Source organism: Cohaesibacter celericrescens, from assembly GCF_002866925.1.
In the GTDB taxonomy this organism is placed as follows: Bacteria; Pseudomonadota; Alphaproteobacteria; order Rhizobiales; family Cohaesibacteraceae; genus Cohaesibacter; species Cohaesibacter celericrescens.
In genome coordinates this window covers 81,959-99,817 of the sequence record NZ_PKUQ01000001.1, presented here as the reverse complement: position 1 = coordinate 99,817, position 17,859 = coordinate 81,959, and the positions used below count along the sequence as shown (strand labels likewise).

Genomic DNA, 17,859 nt, shown 5'->3' with positions numbered 1-17,859 from the left:
ATGGAACTTTTTCTGCAACAAACGGTCAATGCTATCGCTCTGGGCGGCACTTATGCACTTCTCGCTCTGGGGCTGGCGATTGTCTTCTCTATCATGGGGCTGATCAACTTTGCGCATGGAGAGTTGATGACAATTGCCGGTTATATCTTGATGTATTGCGGGCTTGCGGGGTTGCCCTTCTCGCTTTCAATTGCACTGGCAATCGGCGCTGCGATGTTGGCTGCGGTGTTGATGGAAATGATTGCTTTTCGTCCGGTGCGAAAGGCCTCTGGAGAGACAATGCTGGTCACTTCCTTTGCGGTCTCTATGGTGCTGCAAGTGCTGTTCCAGAATTTCATTTCCGCTCGGTCACAACCGGTTCTACTGCCTCAATTCCTGTCGGATAGCACGCGGATTTTCGGGCTGGTGATTGGCGTTAACAAGATCAGTGCCATTGTCGCCACTGTGGTTATGCTTGTGTTCCTTGATTGGTTCATGAAGCGCCAGAAACATGGTATTGCGATGCGGGCCGCCGCTGAAGATTTTGCGGTGGCGCGCTTGATGGGCATCCGAGCCAATACCGTGATTTCGGCAGCCTTTGCCCTGTCGGGATTGCTGGCTGGCGTGGCGGCTGTTCTATGGGTTTCGCAACGCGCTTCTGTTGATCCTTTGATGGGCTTCACACCGGTGCTCAAAGCGTTTATCGCTGCTATTCTCGGGGGGCTTGGTTCCTTGCGCGGCGCGGTGGCGGGGGGCTTCCTACTCGGCTTCATCGAGATTTATCTTGCTGCTTTTCTTCCTGCCGAATTTCAGGAGTTTCGCGATCCGATCGGACTTGGCATTGTCGTGCTTGTTCTTTTGATCAGACCAAACGGCCTTATTCCTGCTGCAGGGTTAAAGGCGGAAAAAGTATAACCGGAGCTATTCTTGAAAGATGAAAAGCGATTTTCAGTAGAGAATAACGCCAAAACAAAGAATGGAGCGTGGTCATGATGCAAAGTGACCAAGAGGCTCAAGATCAAGGTGCTTATATGTCGCGCTTGTTACAAGTTGGTGATCCCGCCCCTGCCAAAATAATCAACCCCGAAGGCACTTCGCCTATCTTACTGGTTTGCGAACATGCGGGGCAGGGTATTCCTGCTGCCCTCGGGGATTTGGGGCTTACACAAGACCAGCGCGATGCGCATATCGGATGGGATATTGGTGCGGCAGCCGTTACGCATCTGCTGTCAGAGCGTTTGAATGCGACGGCTATTTTGCAGCACTACAGTCGTCTTGTTATTGACTGTAATCGTCCGCCAGAGGCTGTCGATTCTGTACCTGAGGTCAGCGATGGCATTAAGATTCCCGGCAATATAGCCTTACCCAACCGGCGGCAGCGCGTTGAAGAAATATTCGAGCCTTTCCATGCTCAGGTCTCTGGCCTGCTTGATAGCGGGCGCTTTAGTGTGGCCATCTCGGTGCATAGCTTTACGCCCGTTATGCAAAATGTACCGCGTCCTTGGGACATCGGGTTTCTCTATCGCAAGGATGCCGACACGCCGTCCAGGCTGGCGGCCTATATGCAAAAAACGTTTCCCTGGATGACAATCGGACACAATCAGCCTTATCAGGTAACCGGAGTGTCTGACTGGTTTGTGCCCGTGCATGGCGAAGCACGGGGCCTCAAGCATAGCTTGATTGAAATTCGCAATGATCACATAAGCACCGAGGATGGACAGGCTAAATGGGCCGACATTCTAGGCGACTCTCTTCAGCATTTTCTAACCGAGGCATCAACATGACTTTGACACGCGACTTAGCTCTGGATCCCGCCGTTTCGGCTTTGCTCTTTATTGATGTTCAAAATTTTAGTTGTCATAGAGAAGGTGGGGAATTCAAACATTTGTCTCCCCAAGAGCTGGAGCAAACCTGCGGCTGGTATTTCAAGGAGCTGGAAACCAGTGTGGTCCCCAATATGCAAGCGGTGCAGGCAGCCTGCCGCGAGGCTGGTATTGAAGTGCTCTATACCACCATTGAAAGCCTGACGCTTGATGGCAGAGATCGGTCACTTGACTATAAGATCACCGGTTTCAACGTACCAAAAGGATCGTGGGACGGCAAAGTGATTGACGCGATTGCTCCGATTGGAGATGAAATCAATCTCCCCAAAGGTTCGTCATCGGTTTTTATCTCTACCAACATTGATTATATCCTGCGAAATCTGGGTGTAAAACAATTGGTGCTTTGTGGCATGCTGACCGATCAATGCGTCGAAAGTGCCATCCGTGATGCTTGCGATCTGGGGTATTTGGTCACGCAGGTTACAGATGCTTGCCTGACCCTCACGCCGGAACGTCACGATCAGTCGATCAAGACAATCAAAGGCTATTGCCGCCAAATCACCAGCGCGCAATTGATTGAAGAGATCGGCTCCAAACCCACTGCCTGATGGAGTTTGGACCGCTGTATTCTATTCAAGATGAGCCCTTAGCTTATTGCTTACTTGCTGCCGGAATGGATGGCCTACCAAAACGGCATCCCTTGAGCATGGTCCTGATATACATGCTCAAGGGATGCCTAATGAAAAGTCTCAATTATCCAGCTTTCGATGACGTTTTCGACGGCTAGATCTGCTCGGGCGATAAAATCCTGAACCCCTTTGGTTTCTGTCTCATGGCCCCTTGTTTAACGTCTTGCAGCCACTGGAGTGCGGGAATGCTAGCTTCACGCGCCACGCTCAGCGGGTTGTGCCTCGTTCGATCAAGCTCACGTCCAGTGTTTTTGTCGTGGCCGGTGCGTTTGGTTTTGAGAAGCGATTGAGGAGGGCCTCTATCACTGCTTCGGCTAAATGCGCGGTATCTTGGCGGATCGTGGTGAGGTTGTAGCCTTGCCATGCAGCTTGACGAATGTCATCGCAGCCTATGACTTGCATGCGTTCTGGTACCGGTGGGGCACCGGATAAGCGCAAATGATCAAGCGCGCCAAGCGCCATAAAGTCCGTTACACAAAATAGTCCATCGAAGGGGCGTCCGGATGCTAAAAGCTGCGCTGCTGCGTGTGCGCCACCATTATAGTCTTGAAAATCTGCTGCAAAGCCGGTCACCGGTTGTAATCCCATCTCTAGGCAGCTGCGCTTGAATGCGTCGCCGCGCACCTGCAGGGAATAGGAGGGAACATTGGCGCTGATGATCGCCACATTGCGACACCCTTTTTCATACAGGGCTTGGGCGGCGAGTTGTCCGCATTTTAGGTTGTCCATCAAAACACGGTCGACCGTTGCACCGATTTTGCGCTTGTTGACCAACACAACAGGTACGCCGAGGGAGACACACTCCTGACAGATGGCCTCGGGTGGGGTATCCGACGTCACAATGACCCCTGATACACTGTATTCGAGCAGCATCCCTATGATGCGTGATGGATCATCGGCGCTTTCTGCGGGCATCAGAATGGGTCTGAAATTCTGTTCCATCAGTTTTCGGGATATTTGTTCGATCTGTTCTGTGCGAAATGGATTGTCCATATTTGCAGCGACGATGCCGACCAGATCGGACCGTTTGTTGGTCAGGCTTCTGGCCAACTGATTGACCCGGTAGCCAAGCGCATCGGCGGCTTTGAGGACCTTTTCGCGGGTTTCCTGTGCAACACTGGCACCGGGGGTAAAGGTGCGTGATACCGCTGAACGCGAAACCCCTGCCAATTTGGCGACATCGACCGAGGTTATTTGTTTGGATGTATCATCTTGGGCATTCATTCTGCGGTGGTCTTTCCAGCATATGCAAACTTGGCTCGGTGGCAAACTTCTTTCCACAAATGGGGATTGTCCAAATTTACCATATCTGGCGCAAGGGCAAACATGCGGTTGAGCATATCCTGATCGCGGCCCATATAGCAGAGCATAATTTGGGCTCCCAGTTTTCGAACTTGCGCAACTTTGTCATTTACATCGGGTTCGGACATATTGATTTCGACGATCGTGGCGTTGATTGCATCCATGGCTTGCGAGAGCACCAGATAGTCGAGGCTTCTTACCATGATGTTTGCTTTGTCGGAATGGGTGCGCAGCTGCTCAATCAATGACCAATCAAAACTCCAGAAGAAGCATTGATCGAGAAAGCCTTTTTCTTCTACCTGTGCAAGTAGTTTGGCCGGATCTACCTGCTTGAGTTCGATGTAGATTCGCTTGTTCCATGCATTGGCAAGATCGATCATTTCTGCCAGTGTGGGGATGGTTGTGCCGGTAAATTGTGGTGAAAACCAACTGCCCGCATCATAATTTTGTAGCTCTGCCAGCGATTTTTCTGCCACAGCGCCTGTGCCGTTGGTGGTACGCTCCAGCGTATCGTCATGGATAACGACCATCGCGCCGTCGGCTGTTTCATGCACATCCAGCTCGAGCCAATCAAAGCCTTGTTCAAATACCAGTTGAGCCGCAGGCAGGGTGTTTTCCGGTGCCAATTTATTGATGCCACGATGGCACACCACTTCTGGCCCTTTGGCAAAGTCTGACGGGCGAGCCGGAGAGGTGGCGTAAGGCACCAGCAATTCGGGGCGATTGCTACAGACGCCTGCTACATCCATAGCCATAATGGCTTTGATCACGTCAGCGCGTTCTTCATGCCAAAGGAATATCGGTAGATTTTCCTCGCGAGCTTTATCCATCAACGTGACGGTCAACAGATTATCGGGCCGATCGCTGGCGCGCTCCCAGCACAAATGGACGGCATCGGCAGCTGCCATTTTTGCCTGCGCGAAGGGATCGTCTCCCACGCGTACAAGTGTGGTGAGCGGATAAGGGCATCCCATAGCCGCCAGTTGGGACACCTGCGCAGGCACAAAAGACCCCAGCGCGGCAAAGGAATAACCGGCCTCGGTCAAATCTTGCCATGCAGTGAGGCCAGCCCCGTCCCCTTTGATCTCGATATAGAGGCCGCTGTTGTACTGTTTGGCAAGGGCAATGACCTGTTTAAGGGTCGGGACAAGGGCCGTTTCAAGGGCTTGAAGTGCGCTGAGTGTCAATTCTGATATCTTGGCATCGACCCCAAAAACGCGTGAGAGGTCGTCATCATGACTGACCACGCAAATGCCATCGGCAGTGTTGCGGACGTCGAGTTCCCACATATCTGCGCCCAGTTCCGATGCCAACTTAAAGGCCGATAGACTATTCTCAATGGCATGGTGGCTGGCACCGCGATGGCCAATGATATAAGGCCCACCAAAGCGGCTATCAGGCCAACCCAGAGCAGAGGTTTTTGTCGCAAAAGACATCACAACCGCTTTCCATCTTGGCTGAATACCAGCATTTTGGAGCAATCGACCGGCCACGTAATCCGGTCGCCTAATCTAACATCATCGCGCACTTGTTGAATGGATCGGATCACTTTTCCATTGGGCAGGGTGATGTCATAAAGATTTTCGCGGCCCTGTGTCTCGACAAAGGAGATAACACCCGAAATTTCAGATGTGCCTTTGGTCCCAACCAATTCGGGACGGATACCCAGCTTGATCGGCGTGTTGCCGTTTAACGCCGAAAGATGGTCGGGTAAGGGGAGCTCAATGTCTGTGCCGTCAAGAGCACAGCTGCCGCCTTTGGCAATGCCGTCAAGGAATGCAATGGGCGGATTGCCAAGAAAACCGGCAACAAAGTCACTTTGTGGATTGCTATACATATCGGTGGGGGTGGCGATCTGAAGAATCTTGCCATCATTCATAATGGCGATGCGATCACACATCGACATGGCTTCGACCTGATCATGGGTAACCAGAACAGCTGTAATTCCTGTTTCGAGTTGTATACGGCGGATTTCCGAGCGCATTTCCAATCGCAATTTTGCGTCGAGGTTGGCGAGCGGCTCATCCATCAACAATACATCGGGTTTGCGGATGAGTGCACGGGCCAGAGCGACTCGTTGTTGCTGGCCACCGGACAATTGAGCGGGTTTGCGTTCTAGTAATTCGCTGATATGGACCAAATCGGCAATAGCCTCCACTTCATGCTTGATGGTCTTTTTGTCCAATTTGCGCACGGTCAGCGGGAAAGCGATATTGTCGAAAATCGACATATGCGGGTAGAGGGCATAATTTTGGAAAACCACGCCCACATTGCGAGATTGGGCGTTTGTATGTGTTACATCTCTGTCGCCAAACAAGATGCTGCCGTCGTTGATCTGATGAATGCCGCAAATGGCAAACAGGGTGGTGGACTTGCCGCAACCAGACGGGCCAAGCAGAGCGATCATTTCGCCGCTTGTGATCTCCAGATCGAGCTCGTCAATGACAGTGTTGTCGCCAAAGCGTTTGGTGAATTTATTGAGAGAAATATGCATCAGCCTTTCGTACCTCCGCCATAGATATTCATCAGTTTATTCTGGAAGATGAGATAAAGAATGATCACCGGAATGACATAGAAAAGCCCGATGGATTTGAAGAGATTGAAGTCAAACTTTTGATCGTCGGCGATCAGTGACGCCAGATGCACGGATAGGACTTGCACATCTGCGTTCGGGGCAAAGATTTGCGGCAGGATATATTCCTTCCAGCCTTCCAGAAACGAGAATACCCCCAGAGCCACTATTCCGGGCTGGATCTGTGGCAAGACGAGACGACGCCAAACCATGAAACGACTGGCGCCATCCTGTACGCCTGCCATTTCTATTTCCCACGGTACGGTGTCATAAAATCCCTTCATCACCCAAATACCGAAGGGCAACATCAGCGCAGATTTGATGAAGATGACACCGATCAGGGTGTTGTAGAGGCCTACCATCTGCAGCACGATGAACAAGGCAATCACCAGTGTGACAGTGGGGAACGCATGCAGGGTCATTACGCCCGCAAGGAAAAAAGCACGAAAGGGCATATTCAGCCGCGACAATGCGTAGCCTGCGGTCATTGAGACCGACAAGATGATTGCGGTCATAACGGTGGCAAAGATGAGCGTGTTTTTTGTCGAAACCCAGATGCTGGTTGCGCCTTCCTCTGTTTCCCAAAGAAAACGCCAATGCTGCAAAGTGAACTCGCTTGGAATGAGCGACCCTGGCTCTGTGTTGGTGACCGTGTCTATAAACAGATAGGCATACATAATCAGGGTTGGTATTGATGCCGCAAATAGAACGGCCAGTATCGGCCAGCTTCTGAAGTTTCGGGACGTCTCGCTTTTCATGATGGTGATCCCCCCTAGTTTTCTATGCGTGGTTTGGCGACCAGTTCATCAAATTTGAACAAGCGGAGATAAAGCAGCGACAAGATCACGCCGACAATGACCAGTACCAGTGCCATAGCCGCGCCGTTGCCATATTCGAGATTGCCTGCATAATTGTTGAGGGCCACATAGTAGGCATCCAGTGACCAGACCGTTGTTGATCCTCCGGGCCCCCCGTCTGTTGCAAGCAGGATATATTCAAAGGACGTCAGTAGAGACAGGGTGTTGTAACTGGTGGTAAAGAGGATCGGCCAGCGCAGCTGCGGCATAATGATGTAGCGGATTTGCTGCCAGCGAGATGCGCCATCCACTTCACTGGCATGCAGCATGGAAGAAGGAATGGCGGCGATGGCTGACGAAAAAAGCAACATGCCAAGAGACGCGCCGACAAAGCCGTTGATCAGAATGACAACGGTCCAAGCGCTGGGGATCGACCCCAACATATAGTTAAAGGCGGGAAAGCCAAACCAGCTGGTAATTGTGGATAGGAAGCCGCTGTCCCAAGTAAACCATTTCCAAAGCAGCACATAAAGAACGGGAGGAGAAATGCGTGGCAGCAGCCAGACCGCACGGAAGAAGGAAGCCTGTCCCGCGGGCAAATAAAAGGTGCTGATGGCAAGGAATAGCCCAAATCCGATGTTGAAAACCAACGTGAGCGTAACATAGAGAAGGGTGTTGAAGGCTACAAACCATGTGCCGGGTTTGGATGCCATATTGGTGAAGTTTTCGGACGTCCAAACCCAGCCTGTATAGGCCCGCTTGATCAGAGTTTGTTGGTGTTCGTCGCTGATGGGAGCGCCAAGGTTTTCCAACGCAGCTATAAATGCGGTTTCGCTCTCATAGCGCTGGTTGAGGATGGAGCGCGAAAAAGGTTCTGCGGCCTGTTTCAAGGCGCGGGGACTACGCGGACGGGATTTGAGCTTCTTGAGTGTTCGCTCAAAATCTCGGCGTGATTTGAAACTCTTACCCAGCAGATTCTTTTTGATTTCTTTGAGAAAGGCCGGTTTGATCTTTGCTTCAAGGGCTTTGGTTAGCCCGAATTCGTCGACGCGATAGGAGGTGCTGCTTAGCCTGTCGAGTGTTTTTTTGTCGAAGAGAGGGTCACTTTCCAATCTTCTGATGGTCTTTGGCGAAATCATATATTCGCCACCTTGAATGCCCGTCGCCGTGCTCATGTTGGTAAAGGCGAAGACGCCTGTCAACACGACTGGGATTAAAAAGAAAACGAGAATCATGATCAGGGCCGGAGTCAAGAAACCAAGGCCTAGCAAACTGGTTTTTGTGCGCATATTTGTCTCCCCCAATTTGGCAAATCTGACGATTGCGCGAGGACGGGTGAAGTCGGGCAGGGGCTTGGGTCTTGCCCGACTTCTCCGGAGAGTTAAGGTGCTCTTTAAAGTCGCGCCTTACTTGATGATGACAGCGTCAGCCATGGAGGACTTGATTTCGGCTTCCACGCCATTGACAGCATCAGCAACAGATTTTTGCCCGGTCCAAGCAGCTTCTAGGCCTTTGAACATGATCTGCCAGTAAGCGCCAAAATCGGTGTTGTTTGGCATTGCGTTGGCATGGGTCAAAAGGCGTTCGGTGGCCTCGGATGCCCAGCGGTCATTGGCATAAAGAGCGATATTTGGCTGCTCTTTACCAATGCCCAAATGGGCTGATTTTATTGCATGAAGGGTGTTGAGGCGCGGCTCGGACGCAATGGCAATCAACTGCGCTGCCACTTCAGCCACTTCGTCGTCACCGGTGTTGGAAACCAGATAAGCCAAAGGCTGGGTGATGGTGTTGGCATGGCCGTTTTTGTTGCCAGCGGGGATCAGTGTGAACTGGATGTTACCAAAGAAGTCTTCAAGACCCTCTTTGCCGGTGTAACGGGCATAGTGCCAAGTGCCGCCGTGCCATGTGCCAGCTTTGCCGTTGGCCACTTCATTGTACCACTGGCCCCAATCCGCACCCAGATGGGTTGGAGAGGTAACACCCATTTTCACCGCATCAGCAAAAAACTGGAACATGTCGGTCATGGCCCGCTTGTCAAAGACCAGTTTGCCAGACTCTTTGTCCATCATCTCGCCGCCGAAGCTTTGGTAGAATTGCCAGTAGTCAGGACCATTTGAAACGCGTGGGGAGAAGCCTTTTCCTGCCTCGACGATGCCTTTGTCCTGAATTTTTTTGGCGTCTTCCAGAACATTATACAGGGTATATTCGCCGGACAAAACCTTGTTTGGCAGGTCTTCGATTTGTTCGTCACTGTAGCCAATGGCTTTCAGGTGCGGTTTCCAGAAGAAGAACGGACGGGATTCTGCGTCTTGAGGTAAACCCCAGACCTGACCATTGTAGGTGGTAATTTCAATTAGGTTTGGATAAATCTGGTTGAGGGGCCAAGAGTCGAGATCAATATAGTCCACGATCGGACGGATGAGGCCTGACTGAGACCAAGGCGCAATATCAACATGTGATGTGACGATGATGTTTGGTGCTGTTTTGGACTCGGCAGCTAGAGTGACGGCCTGCTTGAAATTGTCCCAACCGTCGTTGAACAGCTTTTTTTCAACATTGATGGTGATATCTTCGCCGCGAATGGCAGCTTCACGCATGTAAATGTCTGCAGCCATTTCGATCGCGTCCGCGCGATAGCTGTCATTGTCATTGGAACCACCGGCCCAGACGCTGATGTTGAAATCTTTAGCGATTGCGGCTGTGCTGGACAGGGCAAGAGCAGCCGTGATGGCTGCAACTTTCAGGGTCTTTGTGATAGTCATCCTGAATTCTCCATGAAAACGGTATGCATGAATTAAGCAAAAATGCGTTTGTGCTCGCGCGGGTGTGTTGTCCGATAAAAATATTTGCACGCGTGTGCACTGCGGGATTGATACCCCGTCGTCATGACAGAAATATTACGGTGTGTGGGATTTGCCGTTGGTGAGGGATTTTCTAATCAACGACACAGAGAAACTGTGGTTGGGCGGGCTAACCTGAATTGGTCTGGGCGCTTCATTCCGGCCAATATTGGAGTTGGAATGGAGGTATCCAGAAAAGGTCAGTTTGAAGGGATGGCGAGCTGTGTCATGAAAAAAGCGCCGTATAGCCATCGATCGCCAAATTGCTCGGTTTTGAATGCTTCTGTTAAACTTGTTTTGGATTGACCACAATCTTGGCCTCGTTGAAAAGTGCAAGGTGGCTATCGTCCATGCCATCGTCAGTGGTGAGGAAGTCGATTTGGTCAAGTGCTGCGAAGGATGCAGCTTTGACTTTGCCGATTTTTGTCGAATCCATAACGAGGATATTTGTGACAGCTCGGGACATGACCATTTGTTTGACGCGGACCTCGTGGAAGTTTGAGCAACTGATACCATTTTGAAAATGGAGTCCACCGGCCGAAATGAACGCCTTGTTGATGCCAATTTTGGCAAGCATTTCCATTGCTTCGTCGCTGGCGAAAGAGGCCGAGGAGGGGTGATATTCTCCTCCTAGCAGAATCACTTTGAGATTGGGCTTTTTACAGATGATCTCGGCGATATTGATTGAATAACAAATAACGGTCAGAGGTGTGATCGTCGTTAGAGCACTTGCCATATAGGGCAGCGTGGTTCCACAGTCGAGGAAAATGACATCGCCAGGCTCAATGAGCTGGATTGCTCGATCACAGGCTTTCCGTTTGGCTTCTACATTGGTGCTGTTTTCCCGGTACAGAAAATAGGCTCTGCTTGATTCTTGGTCGTTTGCGCCAACAATATGTCCGCCCAAGAAAGAAAAACGCGCCTGCGCTGTGGCAACATCACGGCGCACTGTCATTTCCGACACGCCCAACAGGTCAGCCGCTTCCTTGAGGTGTAGGGACCGCCCTTCCTCGAGTGCCCTTGTTAGTTTATTCAATCGGTTTTCTCTGCGCGTTTGCATTATTTTCGCTTCGATACAGGTGCCAATATGAGGCTTAAACAGGATTTTCAGAAAGTTTATATCCAAACATCAGTGTCTAAGTAATATATTTGAAGATGTGAATTAATTCACTTGCTATTATTACATATTGACACAAGGCGTTTAATTTTGCAAAAATAATTTCAAATAATGTTACGATCATAACATTCTTGAGTTTTGTCCCCCCGCTCTGTAAGTCAGGAGATTCATTCGATGTCGACCATTGTGTCCGACCAACAAGTTACAAACCTGGCCAGTTATATCGATCATACGATTTTGGCACCGCAAGCGACCGTTGCGGATGTTGAACGCATTTGTCATGAAGCTATCGAACACGAGTTTTGTTCAGTTTGTGTCAATCCGATCCATATTCCCCTGGTGGCGAAATTGTTAAAAGCGAGCTCTGTATTGACCTGTTCGGTCATCGGTTTTCCGCTTGGCGCGATACCAACGCATTTGAAATGTGAAGAAGCCAAATGGGTGATTGAACAGGGCGCACAAGAAGTTGATATGGTGATTTCGGTCGGTCATCTGAAACAGGGCGATACAGACTATGTTCTCAAGGATATTGCTGCTGTTAAAGACGCTTGCGGTCCTGTCACTCTGAAAGTGATAATCGAGACATGCTTATTGAGTGATGAAGAAAAGAAGATCGCATGTCAGTTGTCCAAGGATGCCGGTGCCGATTTTGTTAAGACATCAACTGGTTTCATGAGCGGCGGTGCAACAGCGCACGATATTGCCCTCATGCGCGCCGTTGTTGGACCGGAAATGGGCGTCAAGGCTTCGGGAGGTGTCAGAAGCCGTGACAATGCCTTGGAAATGATTAAAGCGGGTGCTTCGCGCTTGGGTGCAAGTGCGAGTATCTCGATCGTTTCCGGATAATCTACATCATGTAAAGAGGTGTGGATTTTTAAAACCTACTACCAGAGTAACCTTAGGAAATAAACGGGAGAGTTTAATGAAGTCACTATTCTCATCACTGGTTGTGGCGGCTGCCCTCGTGGTCAGTCCGGCCCTTGCTGAAAATGGTCCTGTTGATACCAGTCAGGTACGCAAGGACATCTACAAAAGTGAAACGGGCAAAGAATATTCCATCGCAACCGTTGTGAAGGTTGACGGGATTGCTTGGTTTGACCGTATGCGGGATGGAGTTAATCAATTCGGCGCCGAAACCGGCCATGACACATGGATGCTTGGCCCAAGTCAGGCGGATGCTGCCGCTCAGGTGCAAATCGTTGAAAACCTGATCGCGCAAGGCGTTGATGCCATTGCTATCGTGCCTTTCTCCGTGGAAGCTGTTGAGCCGGTTCTGAAAAAAGCCCGTGATCGTGGTATCGTTGTTGTAGCGCACGAAGCGTCCAACATCAAAAATGCTGACTATGTTCTGGAAGCCTTCGATAACCACGCTTATGGCGCGAAATTGATGGAAGTTCTTGGCGGATATATGGACGGTGAAGGCAAATATGCAGCCACTGTCGGTAGCCTGACCTCTAAATCCCAGAACGAATGGATTGACGGTGCAATCGATTACCAGAAAAAGAACTTCCCAAAAATGGAGCTGGTAACCGAACGTCTGGAAACCTATGACGATGCCAACACTGACTATAACAAACTCAAAGAAGTCCTGACCACGTATCCTGATCTTAAAGGTGTCGTTGGTGGTCCTATGCCTACGTCTGCAGGCGCAGGTCGTCTGATTGCCGAACGTGGTTTGAAAGACAAACTCTTCTTTGCAGGTACCGGTCTGGTGTCGGTTGCTGGTGAATATCTGGCCAATGAAGATATCCAGTATATCCAATTCTGGGATCCTGCTGTTGCTGGATACGCCATGAATGTGGTTGCTGTGATGGCTCTTGAGAAAAAGAATGCCGAAATCAAGGCTGGTCTGAACCTCGGCTTGCCTGGTTATACCGATCTGATCACTCCTGTGGCAGATCAACCTAACCTGCTCTACGGTGCAGGCTGGGTCGGTGTCACCAAAGACAATATGGCTGAGTATAATTTCTAATTAGCCGCTCGAGAGAGGGCAGTGCATAGGCGCTGCCCTTTCCTTGTCACATTTCCTCATCTTCAACCGCTTGGATCCATCATGTCTGAAGCGTTCATAGAATTGCGCAATATCGGGAAGCAGTTCCTTGGTTTGCGTGCCTTGGATGATGTTTCTCTGACCATAAACAAAGGCGAGATCCATTGTCTCGCTGGCGAGAATGGCTCAGGAAAATCCACACTCATTAAAATTATCTCAGGTGTTTATCAGCCCACCAGCGGCGAGATTATTATTGAGGGAGAAAAGGTTGAAAATCTCAACCCTATTGAATCCGTCAATCGCGCCATTCAGGTGATCTATCAGGATTTTTCTCTCTTTGGTAATCTGACTGTTGCAGAGAATCTGGCCTTAAATTCCGAGTTGCGTGCCAAAACGAAACTTGTGAGTTGGCGCCGGGTGCGCAAGTTGGCAAAAGAAGCCATTGATCGTCTGGGCGTGGACATTGATCTTGATGCGGACGTGGAAACTCTTCCCACTTCGAGCAAGCAGCTTGTGGCGATTGCCCGTGCTCTGATGTCCGATGCCAAACTCATCATCATGGATGAGCCAACCACTGCGCTTACAGGCAAAGAAGTTGAAACCCTGTTTAAAATTGTCAGGGATATCCAGAGTCGCGGCATCGCTATTCTTTTTGTCAGTCATAAAATGCGCGAAATGCTGGAAATCTCAGAGCGCCTGACCGTCATTCGCAATGGCATGAAAGTGGCAGAAGGGTCGACGTCGGAGTTTGATGAGGCCAGCGTCATTCGTCATATGACGGGACTGGATATCGATATTCAACCTTATCGTAAACCACGCCCGCCAGAGGATGAAATTCCTCGGTTGCAGGTCAAGGGTTTGACGTTACCTGGACAATATGAAGATATTGATCTCACCTTGCATTCCGGAGAGATTGTAGGGATTTCTGGTCTTCTGGGATCGGGGCGCACGGAACTGGCTCTGACATTGTTTGGTATGCTACCTGCCAAGTCTGGCAGTATTGAAATTGATGGTAAAATCGCGCATATCGACAATGTTCAACAAGCCATCGCGCAAGGTATGGCCTATGTGCCCGAAGATCGGTTGACCGAAGGTTTGTTCCTTACTCAATCTATCACGCGCAACATTGTTGCTACGTCGTTGGATGCCCTCTCTAACAAAGGCATCATTGATCAAGACAAGGTGCAAAACGTTACTGCCGACACTATCAAATCCATGCAAATTGCTACGCCAAGTGCTGACAAAATGGTCGGCGAGCTGTCTGGTGGCAATGCTCAAAGGGTGGTGCTGGGGCGTTGGTTGCTCACCAATGCACGTGTCCTCATTCTGAATGGCCCGACTGTCGGCGTGGACGTTGGTTCGAAAGCGGAAATTCATAAAAAGATCCGCGAGCTGGTTAAGACCCATGGATTGGCCGTCTTGATGATATCGGACGACGTGCTGGAATTGGCACAGAACTGTAGCCGTGTGGTCCTCATGCACCGCGGACGGTTCATCGAGGAGATGGAAGGCGACGCCATTCTCGAAGATGTCATCAGCGATAAGTTGAAATCGTTCAGCTAAGGAAAAGGCTATGAAACTCTTCAAAAGATCCGAATTTGTCATTGCCGCCATCCTTCTGCTTGCAATGATTGTGATCGGATTGATCAATCCGGCCTTCTGGCAAATGGACAACCTGTTCTCACTGATGCGGTCCAATGTGATCATTGGTATCATGGCACTGGGGGTTCTGGTGGTCATGATTTCGGGTGGGATCGACGTGTCCTTTCCGGCTTTTGCCGTGGCGGCGATGTATCTGACCGTTAAAGGCATGGTTTATTTCGGCTATGACGGGGTTGTCATACCCTTTATCGCAGCCATGACTATGGGGGTGCTGTTTGGTAGCCTCAATGCTTTTTTTGTCTATAAGTTTAAGATGATCCCGCTGATCGTGACCCTTGGTACGGGCAGTATGGTGAAAGGCTTCTTGCTTGGTATCGTCGGGACATCGATGATCAATATCAACAAAATGCCTGACGCGTTGATCGACTTTGCTAAAACGGAGATCATTTCAGTAACCAAACCGGATGGTACGCATTTTGGCCTCACCGCCATGGTGCTGATTTACGTCGGCCTTGCCATCCTGGTTCATCTGGTGTTGCGCTATACCATGATCGGACGCAGCGTTTATGCGTTGGGCGGGGACGGGGAAGCGGCCAAGCGTGTCGGGTTCGATGTTCGCAAAACCACTTTCTTTATCTATTGCTTTGCCGGCATGCTGGCTGGCTTTGGTGGACTGCTGCATAGCGGCATGATCTGGCTGGCCAACCCACGCGATTTTGTCGGGTTAGAGCTTGATGTTATTGCCGCCGTTGTTTTGGGTGGCGCAAGTATCTTCGGCGGCCGAGGGTCGGTTCTGGGCACCATGTTGGGTGTTTTCATGCTGGTCATGGTCAAAAACAGTCTGATCATCATGAAGGTGGAAACCACCTGGCAACGTGTGGTGGTCGGGATCGTGATCATTATAGCCACAGCCATGACGGCATGGCGTGACCGCAAAAGAAATGTGTGAGGAGTAAAATCATGAAAGCCTCCTTTAACGTCCGGAACATGATCAATCGCGACAATAATATTCTGCAATTGATTATGATGACTGTCTTGATTTTCGTCATCATGACAGCGCTCAGTCCGGATAAATTCCTGCGTTATTATAATTTTGAATCCATCACCTATCTGTTTCCTGAACTTGGTCTGTTATCCATTGCTATGATGATCGCCATGTTGACTGGCGGTATTGATCTATCGGTTGTGGGCATCGCCAATCTGTCAGGCATTTTGTCTGGCGTTTTGTTCCACTATCTCATACGGGACTTAGGGATAGCGGAAAGCGGATTAATGGTTGCGTTGGGTGTTTGTATCGCACTTTGCGTGGGACTGGCGGCGGGAGCCCTCAACGGCTTCCTGATCACCAAGCTTAACATCACGCCCATTCTGGCTACCTTGGGAACCGGACAGGTGCTTATCGGTTTGTGCTTGGTGCTTACCGGTGGGCCTGCGATTGTCGGTTTCCCTGACGCTTGGGCGTTTCTGGGCAATGGCAAGTTGTTTGGCATCGCTGTGCCATTCATTTTGTTCCTATTGGTAGCGGCTGGCATTGCTTTCTTGCTGACGAGGACGACCCTTGGGGTCAATCTCATGCTGATTGGTTCCAATCCGCGTGCTGCTATTTTTGCAGGGCTGAAAAAATCCCGGATGATCTTTTACAGCTACATGCTGTCGGGGGCGTTGGCCAGTGTTGCAGGCATCATCCTGTCAGGACGTACCAATGCAGCTAAATCGGACTATGGCAATTCGTATCTGCTGCAAGCCGTTTTGATCGCTGTGCTTGGCGGAACCAATCCTGCTGGAGGTAAGGGCACCGTTGCTGGGGTTTCAATTGCCGTTGTGGCGTTGATGCTGTTGTCCAGTGGTTTTCAGATTTTGCGGTTCAGCAATCACCTGATTGACTTTATTTGGGGTGCGTTTCTGTTGTTGGTTATTGTCATTAATGCCTTCAAAAACCGTGAAAAATAGTCCCCCGCCCGTCCTGCAAGAGAGTCTTTTTTCTCTTGCAGGACAATGAATACACATCCATTGACATCCGGGGCGATGGCCATGTCGCTCTGGTTATCTCGGAGGAAAATGACATGAAACCGGTGAATATTGCTCTACGCAAAGCTGATTTTGCCCCTCATGAGCAAACCATCGTCACCTATGCAGACATTACCGCAACAAGCTTTTGTTATCAAAATGGCATTCAAGCGCTGCGGCTGAGCAACAGTCGCGGCCATCTGGTTGTTTTGCCCTACTATGGGCAGATGATTTGGGATGCCGTGTTTGACGGTGTGGATCTGACCATGAAAAATATGTTCAGTATGCCCCGTCCTGCTTCTGATATTGCGGGCACTTACGGCTGTTTTGCCTTCCATTCGGGTTTGTTGCGAAATGGCTGTCCATCCCCACAAGATACTCACGCGCTGCATGGGGAAATGTCTGTTGCCAGCATGGATAGTGCCGGATTGGAATGTGGTGAAGATGATGAAGGGGCCTATTTGGCCGTTACCGGACTTTGCGAATATGTGATGGGTTTCGGAGATCACTATCTCGCGGCCCCGCGCATCGTTTTGCGACCTAACGCCAGTTTGTTCGATATGGCAATGGCGGTCAAAAACCTGGGCGGTGCGGCTATGGACTTGATGTATATGTGTCACGTCAATTTTGCCTATGCAAAAGGCGCGCGCATTATCCAGCCGGCTCCGTTCACTCCCGAACGCACACAAGTGCGCACTGCCGTGCCCGGTCATGTCAAAACAACACCGGATTATCTGGCTTTCATCGACTCGCTTGCGACAGATCCTTCTGGGCTGGAAGTGCTTGATGAACCGGAGCGTTACAATCCGGAACAGGTGCTTTATATTCGGGATCCGGCATCAGATGCGGCAAACAATACTGCCTGTATGATGCGGCGTGTAGAGGGCGATGCGTTCCACATTGCCTATAACCGAAAAGAGTTCCCCCAGACCGTGCGCTGGATTTTGGTCAATGACGATCAGCAGGTGGCGGCTTTTGCCTTGCCTTCTACTTGTGAACCAGAAGGTTATCTCGCGGAAAGCAAAAAGGGCAACGTTCGCAGTCTTGCTCCCGGAGAAGACGCCAGTTTTGTTGTGCGTTTGGGTTATTTAACAAACCATGAGGCCGATGAGGCCGAAGCATATATCCACGCTCTGTGAAG

The 17,859-nt window shown here is 50.4% G+C and carries 16 protein-coding genes; 9 read left to right on the top strand and 7 right to left on the bottom strand.

Features of this window, described 5'->3' with window-relative positions; genetic code table 11:
• From C0081_RS00485 to C0081_RS00475, 3 genes are all read left to right on the top strand, one after another.
• Entirely contained in the window at positions 1-894 is an 894-nt protein-coding gene (locus tag C0081_RS00485) for a branched-chain amino acid ABC transporter permease (protein ID WP_101531843.1), read from the top strand.
• 74 nt (positions 895-968) lie between these two features.
• Entirely contained in the window at positions 969-1,763 is a 795-nt protein-coding gene (locus tag C0081_RS00480; RefSeq protein WP_245417819.1) for an N-formylglutamate amidohydrolase, read from the top strand.
• Entirely contained in the window at positions 1,760-2,410 is a 651-nt protein-coding gene (locus C0081_RS00475; protein ID WP_101531842.1) for a cysteine hydrolase family protein, read from the top strand. The genes C0081_RS00480 and C0081_RS00475 overlap by 4 nt, the downstream gene beginning before the upstream one ends.
• A gap of 288 nt (positions 2,411-2,698) precedes the next feature.
• Here C0081_RS00475 and C0081_RS00465 read toward each other — a convergent pair whose 3' ends face one another.
• The 7 genes from C0081_RS00465 to C0081_RS00435 all read right to left on the bottom strand — a co-directional run bounded on the left by C0081_RS00465 (position 2,699) and on the right by C0081_RS00435 (position 11,062).
• The gene (locus C0081_RS00465) at positions 2,699-3,715 is read right to left on the bottom strand and encodes a LacI family DNA-binding transcriptional regulator (RefSeq protein ID WP_101531840.1); all 1,017 of its coding nucleotides are present in this window, start codon (positions 3,713-3,715) and stop codon (positions 2,699-2,701) included.
• Positions 3,712-5,229 carry a glycerophosphodiester phosphodiesterase gene (locus C0081_RS23135; RefSeq protein ID WP_180966686.1) on the bottom strand — a complete coding sequence of 506 codons (1,518 nt, stop codon included), beginning with the start codon at positions 5,227-5,229 and terminating at the stop codon, positions 3,712-3,714. Before C0081_RS23135 ends, C0081_RS00465 begins: the two co-directional genes overlap by 4 nt.
• On the bottom strand, positions 5,229-6,287 hold the full coding sequence (locus C0081_RS00455) for an ABC transporter ATP-binding protein (RefSeq protein WP_101531839.1): 1,059 nt from the start codon (positions 6,285-6,287) through the stop codon (positions 5,229-5,231). Before C0081_RS00455 ends, C0081_RS23135 begins: the two co-directional genes overlap by 1 nt.
• Positions 6,287-7,123, bottom strand: a complete 837-nt coding sequence (locus C0081_RS00450) for a carbohydrate ABC transporter permease (protein ID WP_101531838.1) — start codon at positions 7,121-7,123, stop codon at positions 6,287-6,289. Before C0081_RS00450 ends, C0081_RS00455 begins: the two co-directional genes overlap by 1 nt.
• Before the next feature lie 14 nt (positions 7,124-7,137).
• Positions 7,138-8,451, bottom strand: coding sequence for a carbohydrate ABC transporter permease (locus C0081_RS00445; protein WP_101531837.1), 1,314 nt, complete (start codon positions 8,449-8,451; stop codon positions 7,138-7,140).
• Positions 8,452-8,568: 117 nt separating this feature from the next.
• Complete coding sequence (locus tag C0081_RS00440) at positions 8,569-9,924, bottom strand: extracellular solute-binding protein (protein ID WP_101531836.1); 1,356 nt, start codon at positions 9,922-9,924, stop codon at positions 8,569-8,571.
• A 364-nt stretch (positions 9,925-10,288) separates the two neighbouring features.
• A complete protein-coding gene (locus tag C0081_RS00435) occupies positions 10,289-11,062 on the bottom strand; it encodes a DeoR family transcriptional regulator (RefSeq protein WP_101531835.1) in 774 nt (257 codons plus the stop codon).
• 231 nt (positions 11,063-11,293) lie between these two features.
• Here C0081_RS00435 and deoC point away from each other — a divergent pair, with 231 nt between their 5' ends.
• The 6 genes from deoC to C0081_RS00405 all read left to right on the top strand — a co-directional run bounded on the left by deoC (position 11,294) and on the right by C0081_RS00405 (position 17,857).
• Positions 11,294-11,965 (top strand): deoxyribose-phosphate aldolase, encoded by a 672-nt coding sequence (gene deoC / locus C0081_RS00430; protein WP_101531834.1) that lies wholly within the window; start codon positions 11,294-11,296, stop codon positions 11,963-11,965.
• A gap of 76 nt (positions 11,966-12,041) precedes the next feature.
• Complete coding sequence (locus C0081_RS00425) at positions 12,042-13,091, top strand: autoinducer 2 ABC transporter substrate-binding protein (protein ID WP_101531833.1); 1,050 nt, start codon at positions 12,042-12,044, stop codon at positions 13,089-13,091.
• 81 nt (positions 13,092-13,172) lie between these two features.
• A complete protein-coding gene (locus C0081_RS00420; protein WP_101531832.1) occupies positions 13,173-14,672 on the top strand; it encodes a sugar ABC transporter ATP-binding protein in 1,500 nt (499 codons plus the stop codon).
• A 10-nt stretch (positions 14,673-14,682) separates the two neighbouring features.
• Positions 14,683-15,660, top strand: a complete 978-nt coding sequence (locus C0081_RS00415) for an ABC transporter permease (RefSeq protein ID WP_101531831.1) — start codon at positions 14,683-14,685, stop codon at positions 15,658-15,660.
• Between the two features lie 11 nt (positions 15,661-15,671).
• On the top strand, positions 15,672-16,661 hold the full coding sequence (locus tag C0081_RS00410; protein WP_101531830.1) for an ABC transporter permease: 990 nt from the start codon (positions 15,672-15,674) through the stop codon (positions 16,659-16,661).
• Positions 16,662-16,774: 113 nt separating this feature from the next.
• Positions 16,775-17,857, top strand: a complete 1,083-nt coding sequence (locus C0081_RS00405; protein WP_101532321.1) for an aldose 1-epimerase family protein — start codon at positions 16,775-16,777, stop codon at positions 17,855-17,857.
• Positions 17,858-17,859 lie beyond the last annotated feature (2 nt).

Coding starts and splice junctions, on each gene's coding strand:
- deoC (WP_101531834.1), top strand. CDS start 11,294: ATGTCGACCATTGTGTCCGACCAACAAGTTACAAACCTGGCCAGTTAT.
- C0081_RS00420 (WP_101531832.1), top strand. CDS start 13,173: ATGTCTGAAGCGTTCATAGAATTGCGCAATATCGGGAAGCAGTTCCTT.
- C0081_RS00415 (WP_101531831.1), top strand. CDS start 14,683: ATGAAACTCTTCAAAAGATCCGAATTTGTCATTGCCGCCATCCTTCTG.
- C0081_RS00480 (WP_245417819.1), top strand. CDS start 969: ATGATGCAAAGTGACCAAGAGGCTCAAGATCAAGGTGCTTATATGTCG.
- C0081_RS00455 (WP_101531839.1), bottom strand. CDS start 6,287: ATGCATATTTCTCTCAATAAATTCACCAAACGCTTTGGCGACAACACT.
- C0081_RS00485 (WP_101531843.1), top strand. CDS start 1: ATGGAACTTTTTCTGCAACAAACGGTCAATGCTATCGCTCTGGGCGGC.
- C0081_RS00440 (WP_101531836.1), bottom strand. CDS start 9,924: ATGACTATCACAAAGACCCTGAAAGTTGCAGCCATCACGGCTGCTCTT.
- C0081_RS00475 (WP_101531842.1), top strand. CDS start 1,760: ATGACTTTGACACGCGACTTAGCTCTGGATCCCGCCGTTTCGGCTTTG.
- C0081_RS00410 (WP_101531830.1), top strand. CDS start 15,672: ATGAAAGCCTCCTTTAACGTCCGGAACATGATCAATCGCGACAATAAT.
- C0081_RS00445 (WP_101531837.1), bottom strand. CDS start 8,451: ATGCGCACAAAAACCAGTTTGCTAGGCCTTGGTTTCTTGACTCCGGCC.
- C0081_RS00435 (WP_101531835.1), bottom strand. CDS start 11,062: ATGCAAACGCGCAGAGAAAACCGATTGAATAAACTAACAAGGGCACTC.
- C0081_RS00450 (WP_101531838.1), bottom strand. CDS start 7,123: ATGAAAAGCGAGACGTCCCGAAACTTCAGAAGCTGGCCGATACTGGCC.
- C0081_RS00465 (WP_101531840.1), bottom strand. CDS start 3,715: ATGAATGCCCAAGATGATACATCCAAACAAATAACCTCGGTCGATGTC.
- C0081_RS00405 (WP_101532321.1), top strand. CDS start 16,775: ATGAAACCGGTGAATATTGCTCTACGCAAAGCTGATTTTGCCCCTCAT.
- C0081_RS00425 (WP_101531833.1), top strand. CDS start 12,042: ATGAAGTCACTATTCTCATCACTGGTTGTGGCGGCTGCCCTCGTGGTC.
- C0081_RS23135 (WP_180966686.1), bottom strand. CDS start 5,229: ATGTCTTTTGCGACAAAAACCTCTGCTCTGGGTTGGCCTGATAGCCGC.